This is a genomic window from Flavobacterium pokkalii (genome assembly GCF_014596575.1).
GTDB lineage: Bacteria > Bacteroidota > Bacteroidia > Flavobacteriales > Flavobacteriaceae > Flavobacterium > Flavobacterium pokkalii.
The window spans coordinates 1-17,766 of the sequence record NZ_NASZ01000003.1; the positions used below are offsets into that span (position 1 = coordinate 1).

The 17,766-nt window shown below is 35.0% G+C and carries 13 protein-coding genes and 1 riboswitch; of the genes, 4 read left to right on the forward strand and 9 right to left on the reverse strand.

The window, feature by feature from the left end; genetic code table 11:
* Positions 1-115 precede the first annotated feature (115 nt).
* The 5 genes from B6A10_RS03070 to B6A10_RS03090 all read right to left on the reverse strand — a co-directional run bounded on the left by B6A10_RS03070 (position 116) and on the right by B6A10_RS03090 (position 5,829).
* Entirely contained in the window at positions 116-1,288 is a 1,173-nt protein-coding gene (locus B6A10_RS03070; RefSeq protein ID WP_188219673.1) for a trans-sulfuration enzyme family protein, read from the reverse strand.
* 85 nt (positions 1,289-1,373) lie between these two features.
* Positions 1,374-1,805 (reverse strand): OsmC family protein, encoded by a 432-nt coding sequence (locus B6A10_RS03075; RefSeq protein ID WP_055094582.1) that lies wholly within the window; start codon positions 1,803-1,805, stop codon positions 1,374-1,376.
* A gap of 67 nt (positions 1,806-1,872) precedes the next feature.
* Positions 1,873-4,284 (reverse strand): bifunctional aspartate kinase/homoserine dehydrogenase I, encoded by a 2,412-nt coding sequence (thrA, locus tag B6A10_RS03080; protein ID WP_188219674.1) that lies wholly within the window; start codon positions 4,282-4,284, stop codon positions 1,873-1,875.
* A 23-nt stretch (positions 4,285-4,307) separates the two neighbouring features.
* Entirely contained in the window at positions 4,308-5,270 is a 963-nt protein-coding gene (locus tag B6A10_RS03085) for an alpha/beta fold hydrolase (protein ID WP_238929356.1), read from the reverse strand.
* A 71-nt stretch (positions 5,271-5,341) separates the two neighbouring features.
* A riboswitch (SAM riboswitch) is annotated at positions 5,342-5,450 on the reverse strand.
* 172 nt (positions 5,451-5,622) lie between these two features.
* On the reverse strand, positions 5,623-5,829 hold the full coding sequence (locus B6A10_RS03090; protein ID WP_026712824.1) for a hypothetical protein: 207 nt from the start codon (positions 5,827-5,829) through the stop codon (positions 5,623-5,625).
* 966 nt (positions 5,830-6,795) lie between these two features.
* Between B6A10_RS03090 and metK the strand changes: the two genes are divergently transcribed.
* Together metK and B6A10_RS03100 are read left to right on the forward strand one after the other, a co-directional pair.
* Positions 6,796-8,046, forward strand: coding sequence for a methionine adenosyltransferase (gene metK, locus B6A10_RS03095; RefSeq protein ID WP_188219675.1), 1,251 nt, complete (start codon positions 6,796-6,798; stop codon positions 8,044-8,046).
* Positions 8,047-8,215: 169 nt separating this feature from the next.
* Entirely contained in the window at positions 8,216-8,830 is a 615-nt protein-coding gene (locus B6A10_RS03100) for a deoxynucleoside kinase (RefSeq protein ID WP_188219676.1), read from the forward strand.
* A gap of 64 nt (positions 8,831-8,894) precedes the next feature.
* On the opposite strand, the gene B6A10_RS03105 is transcribed toward B6A10_RS03100, so the two are convergent.
* The 4 genes from B6A10_RS03105 to B6A10_RS03120 form a co-directional block, all read right to left on the reverse strand.
* A complete protein-coding gene (locus tag B6A10_RS03105; protein WP_188219677.1) occupies positions 8,895-11,309 on the reverse strand; it encodes a sodium-translocating pyrophosphatase in 2,415 nt (804 codons plus the stop codon).
* A 109-nt stretch (positions 11,310-11,418) separates the two neighbouring features.
* The gene (locus B6A10_RS03110) at positions 11,419-11,949 is read right to left on the reverse strand and encodes an inorganic diphosphatase (protein WP_055094570.1); all 531 of its coding nucleotides are present in this window, start codon (positions 11,947-11,949) and stop codon (positions 11,419-11,421) included.
* A gap of 109 nt (positions 11,950-12,058) precedes the next feature.
* Entirely contained in the window at positions 12,059-14,548 is a 2,490-nt protein-coding gene (locus tag B6A10_RS03115) for a DUF5686 and carboxypeptidase-like regulatory domain-containing protein (protein WP_188219678.1), read from the reverse strand.
* A gap of 69 nt (positions 14,549-14,617) precedes the next feature.
* Complete coding sequence (locus B6A10_RS03120; protein ID WP_262493877.1) at positions 14,618-15,604, reverse strand: pyruvate dehydrogenase complex E1 component subunit beta; 987 nt, start codon at positions 15,602-15,604, stop codon at positions 14,618-14,620.
* Positions 15,605-15,860: 256 nt separating this feature from the next.
* On the opposite strand from B6A10_RS03120, the gene B6A10_RS03125 reads away from it, so the two are divergent.
* Complete coding sequence (locus B6A10_RS03125; protein ID WP_188219679.1) at positions 15,861-16,607, forward strand: electron transfer flavoprotein subunit beta/FixA family protein; 747 nt, start codon at positions 15,861-15,863, stop codon at positions 16,605-16,607.
* A gap of 82 nt (positions 16,608-16,689) precedes the next feature.
* A complete protein-coding gene (locus tag B6A10_RS03130; RefSeq protein ID WP_188219680.1) occupies positions 16,690-17,658 on the forward strand; it encodes an electron transfer flavoprotein subunit alpha/FixB family protein in 969 nt (322 codons plus the stop codon).
* Positions 17,659-17,766 lie beyond the last annotated feature (108 nt).

Sequence of the window (17,766 nt, forward strand, 5' to 3'; positions counted from 1 at the left end):
CAGTTGTAAATCAACGACTAAATATACGAAATAACTTATGTTAAACCAAATATAAAGCACAAAAAAAACCGCCTCAGTTTTGAGACGGCTTCTTTTTTTGTTTTATGTTTCTTTCTTAAGAAAGCGCCTGCTCTAAATCGGCTATAACATCTTTTACTGTTTCTAAACCAACAGAAACACGAACTAAACCTTCGGTAATTCCAACCGCTAGTTTCTCTTCCGTTGATAATTTACTGTGTGTTGTAGAAGCCGGATGCGTCACAATCGTTTTAGCATCTCCAATATTTGCTGAAAGCGAACATAATTTAATTTTGTCCAAAAACGCTCTTCCAGCCTCAATACCACCTTTAATTTCAAAAGCAATAATATTTCCACCTAAAAGCATTTGTTTTTTAGCCACTTCATATTTAGGGTGCGATTTCAGGAAAGGATATTTCACACTGTTTACATTCGGGTGATTTTCTAAAAACTCAGCCACTTTCATTGCATTTTCACAATGTCTTTCTACTCTCAAAGCTAAAGTTTCGATACTTTTTGACAATACCCAGGCATTAAATGGTGACATTGCCGGACCTGTATTTCGAGAGAAAAGATAAATCTGACGTATCAAATCAGCGTTACCCACAGCAATTCCACCTAAAACACGTCCTTGTCCGTCCATTAATTTCGTTGCCGAATGAATCACAATATGTGCGCCGTATTTCATCGGTTGTTGAATATATGGCGTTGCAAAACAGTTATCCACAATTAAAATCAAATTGTGCTTTTTAGCAATCTGTCCCAACAATTCCAAATCAATCACATCCACACCCGGATTCGTTGGCGTTTCAACGTATAAAATTTTAGTATTTGGCTGAATGAAACTTTCAATGGTATCCGGCTCATTAATATCAAAATACGAAGTTGTGATATTCCATTTTGGAAAATAAGTCATAAACAACGCATGCGTAGAACCAAAAACACTTCCTGCCGAAACAATATGATCTCCTGAACTCAACAAAGCCGCCAAAGAAGAATAAATCGCCGCCATTCCGGTTGCAAAGGCATAACCTGCCTCAGCTCCTTCCATAGCACAAACTTTATCTACAAACTCCGTTGTATTAGGATTCGAAAATCGGCTGTAAATATTACGTACTTTTTCCTCTGTAAACGAAGCCCTCATATCCTCAGCATCTTCAAACACAAAGCTTGAAGATAAAAACAAAGGCGTTGAATGTTCCTGATAAGACGTTCTGTCGATATGTGTACGAATGGCTTGAGTTTCAAAACCAAATTCTTGTTCTTCCATTTTAATTTAATTTAAAGTTTAAAGTTTACCGTAATCACGATACAACTTAAACTAATTATTTTTAATCTCTTATAATAATCAGTGATTATTTCGCTAATTCTACTCCGTTCAAAATTACTTTGTAATGAATAGTCGCAGTAGGCTCTACCGTTTTAGAAACGGAACAATATTTTTCAAAAGACAATTGAGCTGCTTTAGCCGCTTTGTCCTCTTTAATGTTTCCTTCTAATGAGAAAACCACATAAATATTTTTAAACGGTTTTGCTTCTCCCACCTGAACTCTTTCTCCTTCAACCTCAGCTTTGAAAGAAGTAATTTCCTGACGTTGTTTTTTCAAAATCGAAATCATATCAATTCCGCTGCATCCCGCAACACCCATCAAAACCAATTCCATCGGACTTGGCCCCATATCATTTCCTCCAAAATCCGGACGTGCATCTACATTTACTATATGTCCTCTTTCGTTTTTTAATTGAAAGTGGAAGTTTTCGTTTACTCTGTCTAATGTTATTTTCATAATACTTTTTTTTTAATCTGAAATCAATCCCGATAACTATCGGGACGTTAATCTGCAATCTAAAATCCTAACCTTTATCTGACAATCTTAAAATATCACCAAAAACACCTCTAGCTGTTACTGCCGAACCTGCCCCGGCTCCCTGAATTACAATTGGTCGGTCACCGTAAGATTCGGTGTAAATTTCAAAGAAAGAATCCGAACCTTTCAATCCGCCTAAAGCCGTATCTGAAGAAACTGAAACTAATTTCACTTCTAAAATCCCTTTGTCATTTTGTAAATCACCTGATAATTCTCCAATGTAACGCAACACATGATTTGGCTTTTGTTCTTCTTTTATTTTAGCATAAATCGGATCAAATTCTTTTAATTTGGTTAAGAAATCCGCAGCACTTCCTTCACGTAAATGCTCCGGAATTAAATTCTGAATAGCTACTTCTTCGAATTCGTTTTGCAAATCCAATTCTCTTGCCAAAATCAATAATTTTCTACCTACATCGTTTCCACATAAATCCTCACGCGGATCCGGCTCCGTATAACCATTATCAATTGCTTCTTTCAAAATTTCGCTAAACGGAACCTCTTTAGCAGAAAAATTATTGAATAAATAACTCAATGTACCCGAAAACACTCCTTTAATTTTAGTGATATTTTCACCTGAAAGATGTAATAATTTAATCGTATCAATCAATGGTAAACCGGCACCAACATTGGTTTCATACAAATAGTTCTTTTGATTTTCTGCCAGTACTTTTCGTAATTCTTTATAAAAACCATAACTTAACGTATTAGCTACTTTATTAGAAGAAATCAAATCAAAACCATTTTCAACCAATGGAATATAATTTTCCACAAAGGCTGCGCTGGCAGTATTATCAACCGCAATTAAGTTTTCTAAATGATTCTCATTTGCATAAGTGATAATATCCTTAATGTCATAAGCAAATCCGTTAGTCTGGATTTCGTTTACCCAATTAGGCGACACACCGTCTTTGTTTAGCAACACATTTTTAGAATTAGCAATAGCAAAAATATTCAGTTTGATATCTTTTCTTTTTTCAATTGCCTTAGCGGATTCTAAAATCTGATTAATCAAAGTTCCTCCCACTAATCCGTGACCAAAAACAGCAATATTTATTTTTTTAGAAACCCCGAAAATCTCCCCGTGAATTACATTCAGAGCTTTGTGAAGTTCGTGCTTTTTAACAACCAAACTCACGTTTTTCCCCGTAACGGTATTATTGAATAAAATCGGGATGATTTTATTGCGAATTAAAGCCGTATAAGGTTTATGAAAGGTACTCAAATCCTGACCGATAATCGAAATTACCGAAACATCATCGGTTACCGAAATCTTATTGACATCTTTAGAATAGAAATCATTTTCAAATTCTTTTTCTAATTCAATCATCGCTTTAGTAGCCTGAGATTCGGCCACAACCAAACCTATTCCTCTTTCGGAAGATCCCTGAGAAATAATACTCACACTGATATTATTATCGCCCATTACTTTAAAAATTCGGGCGTCAACTCCGGTTTTACCAAGTAACCCTCTTCCTTCTAAATTCACCAAAGCCAAATCTTCCAAAACAGAAAGCGTTTTAATACCTCCTGAAGTTGAAGTAGCCGTAATTAAAGTTCCTTCATTTTCGTGATTGAAAGTATTTAATATTCGCAACGGAATATTTTTTTCCAACAACGGAATAATGGTTTTAGCATGCAAAATAGTCGCTCCAAAATTAGCCAACTCATTTGCTTCATTAAAAGTCAAATGATCGATTTTCTTAGCATCGGCTACCAAATCAGGATTGGCCGTATAAATACCATCTACGTGCGTATAATTCTGAAGTTCGGCTGCATTTAAATAATTAGCTAACAAAGAAGCCGTATAATTACTACCGTTACGTCCCAAAGTTGTGGTAACATTATTAATATTAGAACCAATAAAACCGGTAACTATATTGACATATACCGCATTATCTTTAAAATACTGAATCACATTTTTCTTTGAAACCTGTTCTAAAGGCTGTGCATCGCCAAATTTTGAATCGGTTTTTAGAAAAATTCTGGAATCAGCAAACTTGGCATTGATTCCTTTTTCAACTAAAATTGCTGTTAATAATTTTGCCGAAAGCAATTCGCCAACAGACAAAATCTGATCTTTAATTTTAGAACTATAATCGCCTATTAAACTTACTCCTTCATATAATTTATCCAAAACAGCAAATTCTTCCGACAAATCAACCGCGCTATAATCATTCTGCTGATACTGTTTGAATTTTTCGAGCAACGATTTATAATCGCCATTTTTAGCCGCTACAGCAAGAATTGCTTCTAATTCATCCGTCGCACTTCCACGAGCCGAAACCACAACGGCAATTTGCTCTCCCTGATTCACTTTATCAGTAATTATGGAAACCACTTTATTGATGCCTTCTCCATTCGATAAAGATTTTCCTCCAAATTTTAATATTTTCATCTCAAATATATTTTGTATTGCTGCTAAAAAATAGGAGCAAGTAAATTGTTTAATTGTTCATACTCAATCAAAAAAGCATCATGGCCATGAATAGATTTTATTTCTTTATAAGAAACATTTACATGATGCTTTTTTAACTCTTCATAAGTATCTTTATTTTCCTGTGCGGTAAAAAACAAATCTGAATTTATACCAATAATATGTATCGTAGCTTCAATCTTAGAAGCAAAAACTTCAAACGAATCGCTATTTCGGGTAACATCTATGGTTTTCAATAACTGATTCATCATTTTATATGAAGCTAACTGAAACCGTTTTTGCAATTTTTTCCCATGATGCAACAACCAGCTTTCGATATTAAATATAGCTAATTCTTCATTAATGGTTCTGTCAAATTTCAATTTAAAAGATTCCGGCGTTCTGTAACACAGCATGGCATGAATACGGGCATCTTCAATTGGATTAGACGAATTTTTTAAAATTTGTTCCTGCAAAAAACAATTTGCAATCAACCAATCGGTCGATTTCCAGTCGGTTGCAATAGGGATTAGATTTAGTGTCAATTTAGGTTCCAAAGCAATCATTTCCCAGGCAATTCCTCCACCTACTGAGCCACCAATAATAGCATACAATTGCTGAATTTTCAAAAATTTGACTCCTTCAACAAAAAGTCGGGCAATGTCTCTGGCTGTAAAATCAGCATAGTTTTCTATAATTACTTCATCAAAACCATTTCCCGGAACATTAAAAGCCAGAATAGAATATTTATGGGTATCAATCGTTTTATTTTCACCAATTAAATCATTCCACCATCCATTCTCTCCAATAACCTGAGCGTTGCCCGTTAAAGCATGATTAACTAAAACAACAGGAGCCGTATGAAGCTCCGGACCAAAAATCTGGTAACTTAAATTGATAACAGGATAAAATGCACCACTCTCGGTAGTGAAATTTTTTATGATAATAGGATTGGGATTATTTTCCAATTTCAAATCTTTAAATAGGTTTGATGATGGAAACATTAAAAAGAAGGCTCAATAAACTAGAAGAATTTGCGTTGTTATCTTTCCACATTTTTTTGTGGTAGAATGCAGCACCTTCTTCGACAAATCGAAGGGTTGCTAAGGCATCATCGGGTCTAATCCCTCGTCCTTTCTTTATAACATTTCAATACGTTTATGAACTTAAAGCCACAAAGTAACTACTATTTTTTCAAACAAACAAATTTTGCCGACCCAGTTTTAAATCAGCAACTATATATCAAACAAACGCAAGTCATCACTGAACACAAAATCCAGAAATCACCTGCGTTTGAGCCCTATATTCAAAATACTACAATTAGATAAACAGTGCTTCATTTTCCTTAGAATACATCATAAACGTTAATGAATTAGATGCTTTTTTTTGATCTTTCAAATCTGCATCCGTATTAATACCAAATCTGCTGTCGGTTAATTCTATCCTATTTTCTTTTTCTGCATTGTTAGTAGCCCTTATTTCTCTTATAAAGTCTAATGCCCTTGTGATCATTCTTTTTGTGTTCATGATGTTTAAATTTAATTTATTTGACTTATTTATTGTTTGTTATATTATTTTTTGTGTTATAAAAAAACCCTTTTGATACTGTACCAAAAGGGTTTATATAATTTTATAAACGAATCTTTTGGATATCAACAGACCAGCTTTTGCACACAAAGTACAGCCGCCGAAAATTGCTTATTCATCTTAATGTTATTCTTAATACTAATCATCTGTTGTAATCTTGAAATCTTATTATTTGTGCTTTAAACAAAAAACCTCCTAAATTTCTTTAGGAGGCTTTTGCTATATTTTTATCTTATTTGAATAAAAAGAATTAAGCTACTGCACTCCTGCAGACCTCCTTTGCTTTAACCATCGATTTTTTACAAATAATAAAATTCATTTTTTCTTTTTCTTTAGTGACACAAAGATATAAAAAAATCTTTATCACCAATTACATTTTTAAAAATTTTACAACCAAATAAACTAATTAACAGTTTATTATGGATTTTTATATCTATTTTAAGACTCTGTCTGCAAAAACAAATCAAAAAAGAGCTTTTTCGCTCGGAAAATTCACTAAATCATCCTTATTCCACTCTCCTGATTTGATGTATCAAAGATACACACAAACTCCTGTTGTCATGTTAACTTAATTTTAAATTAAGATTATCAAAAAAATTCAAATCTTTAGCTATTACAACCCAAAACCACACATCAATTCTTTATAGAAAACCAAACTGCATCACCTCAAAAATTTAATATTAAAATTTTAGCTAAGTTTAATTTACAATTCAAAAATGGTTTTATACCTTTGCACCACAAAATACAAGAGGAAAAATTTGAACTGATTGCAACCTCTTCGTAACGAAAGCTCTTCGTTATGAGTACTGAAAAAATTCAGTAGAAAAAAAAATGCTAAAGCAGAAACCCTCCTTTAGTCTTTTTCGGCAGTCTGTTTTCCTCGCTTAATTTTAAAAAAATTTTATTATGGCTTATTTATTTACGTCAGAATCTGTGAGCGAAGGACATCCGGATAAAGTAGCAGATCAAATTTCAGATGCACTAATTGATAATTTCCTGGCATTTGACGCAGACTCAAAAGTTGCTTGCGAAACATTAGTAACTACGGGTCAGGTTATTTTAGCCGGTGAGGTAAAATCAAACACTTATTTAGATGTACAACAAATTGCCCGCGATGTAATCAAAAAAATTGGATACACGAAAAGCGAGTATATGTTTGAAGCTAATTCCTGCGGTGTTCTTTCAGCTATCCACGAACAATCGGCTGATATTAACCAGGGAGTTGACCGAAAAACTCCTGAAGAGCAAGGTGCCGGAGATCAGGGAATGATGTTTGGTTATGCCACTAACGAGACTGAAAATTATATGCCATTGGCACTTGATTTATCACACAAACTTTTAAAAGAATTAGCTGCTTTAAGACGCGAAAATACAGCAATCACGTATTTACGTCCTGATGCGAAATCTCAGGTAACTCTTGAGTATAGCGATGACAACGTACCAGTACGTATCGATGCTATTGTTATTTCTACTCAGCACGATGACTTTGATGAAGAAACAGCTATGCTGGCTAAAATCAAAAAAGATATTATCGAAATTTTGATTCCTAGAATCATAGCTAAAAACCCGGAACACGCACATTTATTCAACGATAAAATCAACTACCACATTAACCCAACAGGAAAATTCGTAATTGGAGGACCTCACGGTGATACTGGTTTAACAGGAAGAAAAATTATTGTGGATACTTATGGTGGAAAAGGAGCTCACGGTGGTGGTGCTTTCTCCGGAAAAGATCCAAGTAAAGTAGACCGAAGTGCTGCTTATGCAACCCGCCATATTGCTAAAAACTTAGTTGCTGCCGGTGTTGCCGATGAAATCTTAGTTCAGGTTTCTTACGCAATTGGTGTAGCTGAGCCAATGGGAATTTTTATAGAAACTTACGGAACTTCAAAAGTAAATTTAACTAATGGAGAAATCGCTAAAAAAGTAGCCGCTATTTTTGATATGCGTCCTTATTTTATCGAACAACGTTTGAAATTAAGAAATCCTATCTATAGCGAAACTGCTGCTTACGGGCACATGGGACGTACTCCTGAAGTAGTTACTAAAACTTTCTCTGCTCCTGGTGGCGAAGAAAAAACAGTAACCGTAGAATTATTCACTTGGGAAAAATTAGATTACGTTGACCAAATCAAAACTGCTTTTGGTTTATAATCACTCTTCAATAATTTCAGAAGGCCATTCGCAAAAACGAATGGCTTTTTTATTTCACAAACCTCCGCGATAAAATTCAAAATCAATCTAATTTCTCCAGACAAAGACTATTTTTTTTTCTATTTTTACAACTTAAGTTAAATACAAATTATAAAACGCTAACAACATAATGCACATAGCAGTAGCAGGAAATATAGGTTCAGGAAAAACAACATTAACCGCTTTACTATCCAAACATTTTAAATGGGAACCTCATTATGAGGACGTAGTAGACAATCCTTATTTAGATGATTTTTACCATCAAATGGAGCGTTGGTCATTTAATCTTCAAATTTACTTCTTAAACAGTCGATTTCGTCAGGTGATGCAAATTCGAGAAAGCGGTAAAAAAGTAATTCAGGACAGAACCATTTATGAAGATGCTCATATTTTCGCTCCCAATCTTTATGCAATGGGCTTAATGACTACACGTGATTTTCAAAACTATTCTTCTCTTTTTGAATTGATGGAGTCTACAGTTAAAGCCCCTGATCTATTAATATACCTAAGAAGTTCCATTCCAAATTTGGTTGGACAAATTCATAAGCGAGGACGTGAATATGAAAATTCGATTTCAATTGACTACTTAAGTCGATTAAACGAACGCTACGAAGCTTGGGTTCAAACCTACAACAGAGGCAAATTATTAGTAATCGATGTTGACAAAATTAACTTTGTCGACAATCCGGAAGACCTTGGAAATATAATTGAGAGAATCAATGCCGAATTAAACGGATTGTTTTAATCAAAAAAATAATTACAAAAGAAATACCCCGAAATTTCGGGGCATTTCTATTTTTATTATCAACTTACTTTTTATGAACACAACAATTCTTCTTTAAAGACGAAGCCGAACCAACAAACTTACCATTCACATCATAATGAGACAAACAAACTTCTTTTTGCTCTGGTGTACAACGCAAACTATCACACATTTTCGCGCATTCTTCCTTAGTCATCGTTATCATTTTAGACATATCACAATGCAACATTTTAGCTGAATGCATTTCAGTTTTTTCACAACAGGAAGCCAGTGCTCCTGATTCACTTCCACTACCTAAAATTGGCGCAATAACCAAACCAATTAAACAAGTCAGTTTAATTAAAATATTCATCGAAGGCCCTGAAGTATCTTTAAACGGATCTCCTACCGTATCTCCAGTAACAGCTGCCTTATGCGCATCAGATCCTTTATAAGTCATTTCTCCATTTATCATAACACCAGCTTCAAATGATTTCTTCGCATTATCCCAGGCTCCTCCGGCATTATTTTGAAAAACAGCCCAAAGCACACCTGAAACCGTAACTCCGGCCATATACCCACCTAACATTTCCGCTATCAACTGATTGTTATCTGCATAAACCAATTTACCGATTAAAACTATAGCTATTGGAAAACCAATAGTCAGAATCCCCGGCAACATCATTTCACGCAAAGCTGCCTTGGTCGAAATGGCTACACATTTACCATATTCCGGTTTTACCGAACCTTCCATAATTCCAGGAATTTCCTTAAACTGACGACGCACTTCGTATACCATATCCATCGCTGCTTTACCCACTGAATTCATCGCCAGAGCCGAAAAAACCACTGGGATCATTCCACCAACAAACAACATCGCTAAAACAGGTGCTTTGAAAATATTGATCCCGTCAATTCCGGTAAAAGTTACATAAGCCGCAAATAACCCCAAAGAAGTCAAAGCTGCCGAAGCAATAGCAAAACCTTTTCCGGTTGCGGCAGTTGTATTCCCTACAGAATCCAAAATATCAGTACGCGTACGAACTTCTTTAGGCAATTCACTCATCTCAGCAATTCCACCGGCATTATCCGAAATTGGTCCAAAAGCATCAATGGCCAACTGCATAGCTGTAGTTGCCATCATTGCCGACGCCGACAAAGCTACTCCGTAAAAACCGGCCAAACTATAGGAAATCCAAATTGCACCTGCAAATAATAAAACCGTTGGAAAAGTAGAAACCATCCCTGTTGCCAAACCGGCAATCACATTCGTCCCAGCTCCGGTTGACGATTTTTGAACAATTTCCAGCACTGGTTTCGTCCCTAAACCGGTATAATATTCCGTAACCGACGAAATTACCCCGCCTACAATCAATCCAACGATAGTTGCATAAAAAACACGCATCGATGAAACTTCCTGACTTCCTTCACCAAAAAATTCCATTTGCATGGTTGAAGGCAACATATATTGCACTAAAAAGAAACAACTAACAGCAGTTAAAATAATCGCAATCCAGTTCCCTTTATTCAAGGCTTTCTGAACCTGTGCTTCCTTTGCATTATCATCAGTAATTTTCACCAATAATGTTCCGATAATTGAAAATAAAATCCCAAAACCAGCAATAGACATGGGTAACAAAATTGGCCCAACACCATTAAAAGCATCATTAATATTTCCTCCCATATCTTTAATGACATAATTTCCCAAAACCATTGCCGCTAAAACGGTAGCCACGTAAGAACCAAATAAATCAGCCCCCATTCCCGCTACGTCACCCACGTTATCACCTACGTTATCAGCAATAGTTGCCGGATTTCGAGGATCATCTTCCGGAATTCCGGCCTCCACTTTTCCTACTAAATCAGCACCTACATCGGCAGCTTTAGTATAAATTCCGCCTCCAACGCGAGCAAATAACGCAATAGATTCAGCACCTAACGAAAAACCGGCCAGTGTTTCTAAAACTACAGTCATGTCTTCGGTAGAAGTCCAGGAACCATTCATAAAAAAATGAAAAAAGAAAATAAAAAAAGAAGTCAAACCTAAAACCGCCAAACCAGCCACTCCTAAACCCATCACTGTTCCTCCGCCAAAAGAAACTTTTAAAGCCTGGGGCAAACTACTTCGGGCAGCCTGCGTGGTTCGGACATTAGTTTTCGTGGCAATTTTCATTCCCATATTTCCGGCTAAAGCAGAAAAGAAGGCTCCAACTATAAAAGCAACTACAATTAATAAATGTGTTTTAACTCCTGGCAAAAAAGTGATTCCGGCTAAAACAATACTGGCAAAAAGGACAAAAACTGCCAATAATCGGTATTCCGCTTTCAGAAAAGCTAAGGCTCCTTCGTAAATATAATCCGAAATGGCCGCCATTTTTCCGTCTCCGGCATCTTGTTTTAAAACCCAGGCTCTTTTTAAGAACATAAAAGCCAATCCTATTAATGCCATGATTACAGGCACCCAAATCATAATTGTATTCATAAATTCGTTTTTGGTTAAGGTTAATAATCAACAGTATACAAACGAATTTAAACAAAAAAAGCAATACTCTTACAGAATATTGCTTTTTTTACATTTTTATAAACTTGAATTATTTGATACTAAATAATCCTGCTGGTTTGTTTTCAATTTGCTCGAAACGCTCTGTACATTGTCTTAAAATCTCAAGAGCTTCGTTAACATCTCCCCAACCTTCAACATCTACCTGTTTGTTTTCAAGGTCTTTGTACACTTGGAAAAAGTGTTCAATTTCTTTTAATAAGTGAGGATTAACATCTGATAAATCATTTAATTTATTCCAAATTGGATCTGAAACCGGTACACAAACAATTTTTTCATCCGGACCTTTATCATCTGCCATGTGGAAAACACCAATTGGTTTAACTTCCATAACACATCCAGGGAAAGTTGGCTCATTTACTAAAACCAAAACATCTAACGGATCTCCGTCTAATGCTAAAGTTTCAGGAATAAATCCGTAATCAGCAGGATACATCATTGAAGAGAATAACATTCTGTCAAAACGCATTCTTTTGATTTCGAAATCATATTCGTATTTATTTCTACTTCCTCTAGGAATTTCGATCAAAACATCGAAAGTGTTTATTTTGTCTGCAGTCATTTTTTAATTATCTTAAGTTGAATTTATTTGGGCACAAAAGTAATTTAATTCCTCATTTATAGCAAAACATTTGTACTGAAAAAGAAGAACAAAACTTTTATTTAATGTTTTAGAAATAAAAACCAAATGAACCTTTTACAGAAAATTTCTGTGCATCAGGAGCGTTCAAATAATTCCCTCTCCAGGTAAAATCGATTCGGAAGACTTTAAAAATATTTCCAATTCCGGCACTGTACTCCCAATATCCACTTTCAGGCGACTGATAAATTAAGCCGGAAGCATTAATAGCTCTGTTAGCATCCGAAATAGTTCCAAAAACACCTCTGGCACCAACAATCTCCCTCCAGTTTAACTTTCTCATAAAAGGAATTCTGGAAAACAAACGTCCTCCAAAATTATGCTCCCATTGCAAAGTAGCATATTGATCTGCTACAAACTCATAGAAATTAAGGTTTGTAAAAGTATTTTCAATGGTAAAATACGACTGATTCCCCGGAATCACACTCATCAAGCCTAAGGGAATAGTTCCAAATGTTTTTCCTAATTCCAAAGTCAAATTAGTACGTCCGAGAGGCCCGATAATAATAGGCTGCTTATAATACAATTGCAGTTTATCGTAATCAAAATCGCTATTAAACAAGCCTTTAAATCCATGACTGTAATTGATATAAAAACGACTAAACGGACTATCTACCACATTTCTTTCCACACCAAAACCTATCATTTTTCGATTTGGCGCCAATTCGACCTGAAAATTCACTTCGGATTGTTTTACATCGCTTCTTGTTGTAGTTTGAGTTGCATCTGTATAATAATCTAATTTGAAAGTATCTGAAGCCGATTCTAAAGTTCTATAGGAAAACCCTGCCTGAAACATCAGGTTTTTAACCGGCTCGATTTCAACTGCCAAATTCGACAAATTAATATTCGTCAATTTTCCGTTACTACTAGTTGAAACCAATGAAGACGAAGCAAAACTTCTTCCTAAAACATCATTTGTTGTAGTTAAGCTCGCCCCGATTTGTTCTACATCCCGACGGTTTCCTCCCGAAATAATGATTCGGTTTTTCTTATCCACCATCCATTTTCCGGAAATACCGTATTTGAATTTATTATCATCAAATCCATAAGCCGTATAACCTTGCAATCTCCACAGATCATTTGGACCAAAATAAGTTCGTCCACCTGTTCGGATTCGGATTCCTTCCACCTCATTGTATCCAAAGGTGGAAAATATTGGTCCATAATCAAAATGCCCAAATTGAACATAACCACTTCCAAGAATCGAAACCAGATTGTACAAACGCTTGAATTTCTTCACCGTTTGTAACGTATCCAGCATTTTATAAATCCCTTTTTCGTCTTTATTCAGATTTTCAAAACGGTTTTCTTCCCAATATTTATCCGATTTATTATAAACGTCATTATCGATATAATTCACCTCCTCTTTATAAAAAGAAGCCGGTTTCTCGATATTAAATTTATGATTTTGATACAAAGTAGTACGTTTTCCATAAACTCCTCTGGATTCATCTTTTTTTCTCAAAGCAAAATCCGACATCATATAATCACGAGTTAACAAGAAAACCGAATCATTTTCTACCTCAAATTCCTGCTCGATGTAAATATCTTTCACCCAGTTAATATTAGCACTTTTAGTAACAGCCATATTAATTTTCTTAATGGCAAAAGTGGTATCATTTACCCAAAAATCACCTTTAAAAGTCAGCTCATTTTTTCTTCTCGGATAAAAAATAATGTTGTAACACCATTTTTTATCAATAAAAGCACTATCTCTTAAAACATAATTATAAACATCAATACCTGTTTTAGATAATGGACTAGTAAAACTTTTATCAAAAAAAGTCATGTGATTATTGTAAATATCATAATCGGAATACAAGTCTTTTACAAAAGATAAAATCTGCTGATTATCACTAAATCCGGAGTTTTTATTAGCCTTAAGTTTCTCTTTTACCTTTTTAAGTTTATTATTTCCATAAACATCCATTAAAGACTCATTGATAAAAATAGGCAAATAGGTTTTTCCGGTAACTCTCGAAGTATCAACATGTTTAAAAACAAATTCCATCCCTTTGAAAAGTTTGCTTTTCATAAAAGCACTATCGATAGTATTCATATCGAATTCTACTTTTTCGTACTTCTCCATTTGGTATTGATCAAACTGATACAAGCCGTTTTTCCGTTTTCTTTCCCAAATTTTTCGAAGAATATCTAAAGCCGGATTATTCTTTTTAGAAGTTTTTCCGGCATAAATAACTACTTCTTTGAGTTCTTCAACATCCTTTAAAATCACTTTAAAATTGTAATTCACTGCTTTCTCCAAAGTAATTTCCCTATCCGAAAAACCTACCGAAGAAACCAATAAAGTAGTATATGTATTAGGTGATTCGATATAAAAACGTCCGTCTTCATTAGACATCACTCCCCGATTAGAACCTTTCAAAACAACATTCGCAAAAGGAACCGGCTGATTGTTTTTATCTACAACCATCCCGCTCACTTTAGTTTGGGCAAAAAGTGTTGTAAAAACAGAAAAAATAAAAACCAATGCTAAAAACAAGTACTTCTTACTCATATAGTAAATTTAAAAAAAAAGCTTCATCAAACTAACGTAAGATGAAGCCTTCATAGTATTTATGATGTATTATTTATACATTACTTTCTTTACCGCTTTTACAACATCAGCTGCATTAGGCAACCATTCTTTTAATAATACCGGAGAATATGGCGCCGGAGTATCAGCTGTTGTGATTCTTTGAATAGGTGCATCCAAGAAATCAAAAGCCTGCTCCTGAACGATATACGTAATCTCAGAAGAAATACTTGCTACTGGCCAGGCTTCTTCAAGAATTACTAAACGATTTGTTTTCTTCACTGATTTCAAGATAGCTTCCTGATCCATTGGACGAACGGTTCTCAAGTCGATAATCTCACAAGAGATTCCTTCTTTAGCCAATTCATCAGCAGCAATAAAAGCTTCTTTGATAATTTTTCCAAAAGAAACGATAGTTACATCTGTTCCTTCTCTTTTGATATCCGCAACTCCAATTGGAATTACATATTCTCCTTCAGGAACTTCACCTTTGTCACCGTACATTTGCTCAGATTCCATGAAAATAACAGGATCGTTATCACGAATAGCTGCTTTTAAAAGACCTTTTGCATCATAAGGTGTAGAAGGCACAATCACTTTAAGCCCCGGAGTATTTGCAAACCAGTTTTCTAAAGCTTGCGAGTGTGTTGCTCCTAACTGACCAGCAGAAGCTGTTGGTCCACGAAAAACGATAGGCACGTTAAATTGTCCACCTGTCATTTGACGCATTTTAGCAGCATTATTTATAATTTGATCAATACCAACTAAACAGAAATTGAAAGTCATGTATTCAACAATAGGTCTGCAACCATTCATTGCTGAACCTACAGCAATACCTGAAAAACCTAACTCTGCAATTGGAGTATCAATAACTCTTTTATCTCCAAATTCAGCAAGCATCCCTTTAGACGCTTTATAAGCTCCATTGTACTCTGCAACTTCTTCACCCATTAAATATATGGACTCATCACGACGCATTTCCTCACTCATCGCTTCGCAAATGGCCTCTCTAAATTGTATCGTTCTCATATTAGATATAGTATGTATATAATTTTCAAAGCAGCAAAAATAAATATTTTAAACCATTTAAGCATCAATTAAGCTAAATATTCCGCTTTAAATTCTAACATCTTATTATCGGTATGTGAATATCTTCTGTTTATCGCTCAATTTCGCAGCTAAAAAACAAACAAAAACAATTTTCAAAACCGCTAAGTAGTTATTAATAACAAATTATTCGAAATATTGTTCTAATTTTGTGACTCAATCTACGAAATATATAAAATATTCAAACATGAAAATACTAGTTTGCATCAGTCATGTTCCTGATACTACCTCAAAAATTAATTTTACCAACAACGATACTGAATTTGACACCAATGGTGTACAATATGTTATCAATCCTAATGATGAATTCGGATTAACCCGTGCCATTTGGTTCCAAGAACAACAAGGCGCAACTGTAACCGTAGTAAATGTAGGCGGTCCGGAAACCGAACCAACTTTAAGAAAAGCTTTAGCCATTGGAGCAAATGAGGCTATTCGCATCAACGCAACTCCTACAGATGGTTTTTTTGTAGCCAAACAATTAGCGGAAGTAGTTAAAAACGGCGTATACGATTTAGTAATTGCTGGTAAAGAATCATTAGATTATAATGGAGGAATGGTTCCGGGAATGACCGCAGCGCTTTCAGGATATAACTTTTTAAATTCATGTATTGATATTGCAGTTGACGGAAACAATGTAAAAGCCGTTCGCGAAATTGACGGAGGAAAAGAAACTGTTTCTACTTCATTACCATTAATTATCGGTACTCAAAAAGGAATCGTTGAAGAAAAAGATTTACGTATTCCAAACATGAGAGGAATTATGACTGCCAGAACGAAACCTTTAAATATTACAGAAGCTGTTGATGCTCCTGCAAATACCAAAGCAGTAAAATTTGAAAAACCGGCTCCAAAATCAGCGATCAAAATGATTTCTCCTGATAATTTAGACGAGCTAATCGACTTATTACACAACGAAGCGAAAGTAATTTAGTATTCCGTTAGCAGTTGCAGTAATCAGTTTTTCATTGCGACAAAAGACCGAATAAACAAATAACCGAATAAACATAAAGAATATGTCAATATTAATATATACCGAATCAGCTGAAGGAAAATTTAAAAAAGTAGCTTTTGAAATTGCTTCTTACGCAAAAAAAGTAGCTGATTCTTTAGGTACAACTGTAACCGCCTTAACTATAAACAATGACAATGTTGCTGATTTAGCAAAATACGGAGTTGACAAAGTTTTAAAAGTAACCAATGACAAACTTGCCTCTTTCAATGCTAAAGCTTATGCCGATGTAATTAAGCAAGCTTCAGAACAAGAAAACACAAAACTTGTAATTTTATCTTCAAGTACTGACAGCATTTACCTTTCGTCTTTAGTTGCAGTAAATCTTGAAGCTGGTTTTGCTTCAAATGTAGTAGGCTTACCAATAAGTACTTCACCTTTTCAAGTAAAAAGAAATGCTTTTTCTAACAAAGCTTTCAACATTACCGAAATTAATACGGACGTAAAAGTAATTGGACTAGCCAAAAACTCTTATGGCCTTTTTGAAAATGCCTCAACATTAACCGAAGAAGCTTTTAATCCAAATCTTGGAGACAATGATTTCGGAATCAAAGTAGAATCTGTTGAAAAAACATCCGGAAAAGTTTCCATTGCCGATGCTGACATTGTGGTTTCAGGAGGACGTGGATTAAAAGGACCTGAAAACTGGGGATTAATCGAAGATTTAGCCGCTGTTCTTGGCGCTGCTACCGCCTGTTCTAAACCCGTTTCCGACTTAGGATGGAGACCGCACGGAGAGCACGTAGGGCAAACAGGAAAACCGGTTGCAACCAATTTATACATTGCTATTGGAATTTCGGGAGCAATCCAGCACATCGCCGGGATCAACGCTTCTAAAGTAAAAGTAGTTATCAACACTGATCCGGAAGCACCTTTCTTTAAAGTTGCCGATTACGGAATTGTAGGCGATGCTTTTGATGTAGTTCCAAGACTAATTGAAAAACTAAAAACATTTAAAGCACAAAACGCATAATAGTATTTTCCAATTGAAAATTCTGCCTAATAAAATAAGATAATCGTATCTTTGTTTATTGGCAGATTTTTTAGTTAATATTGCAACCCAAATCAGTTTAAAGTAAAA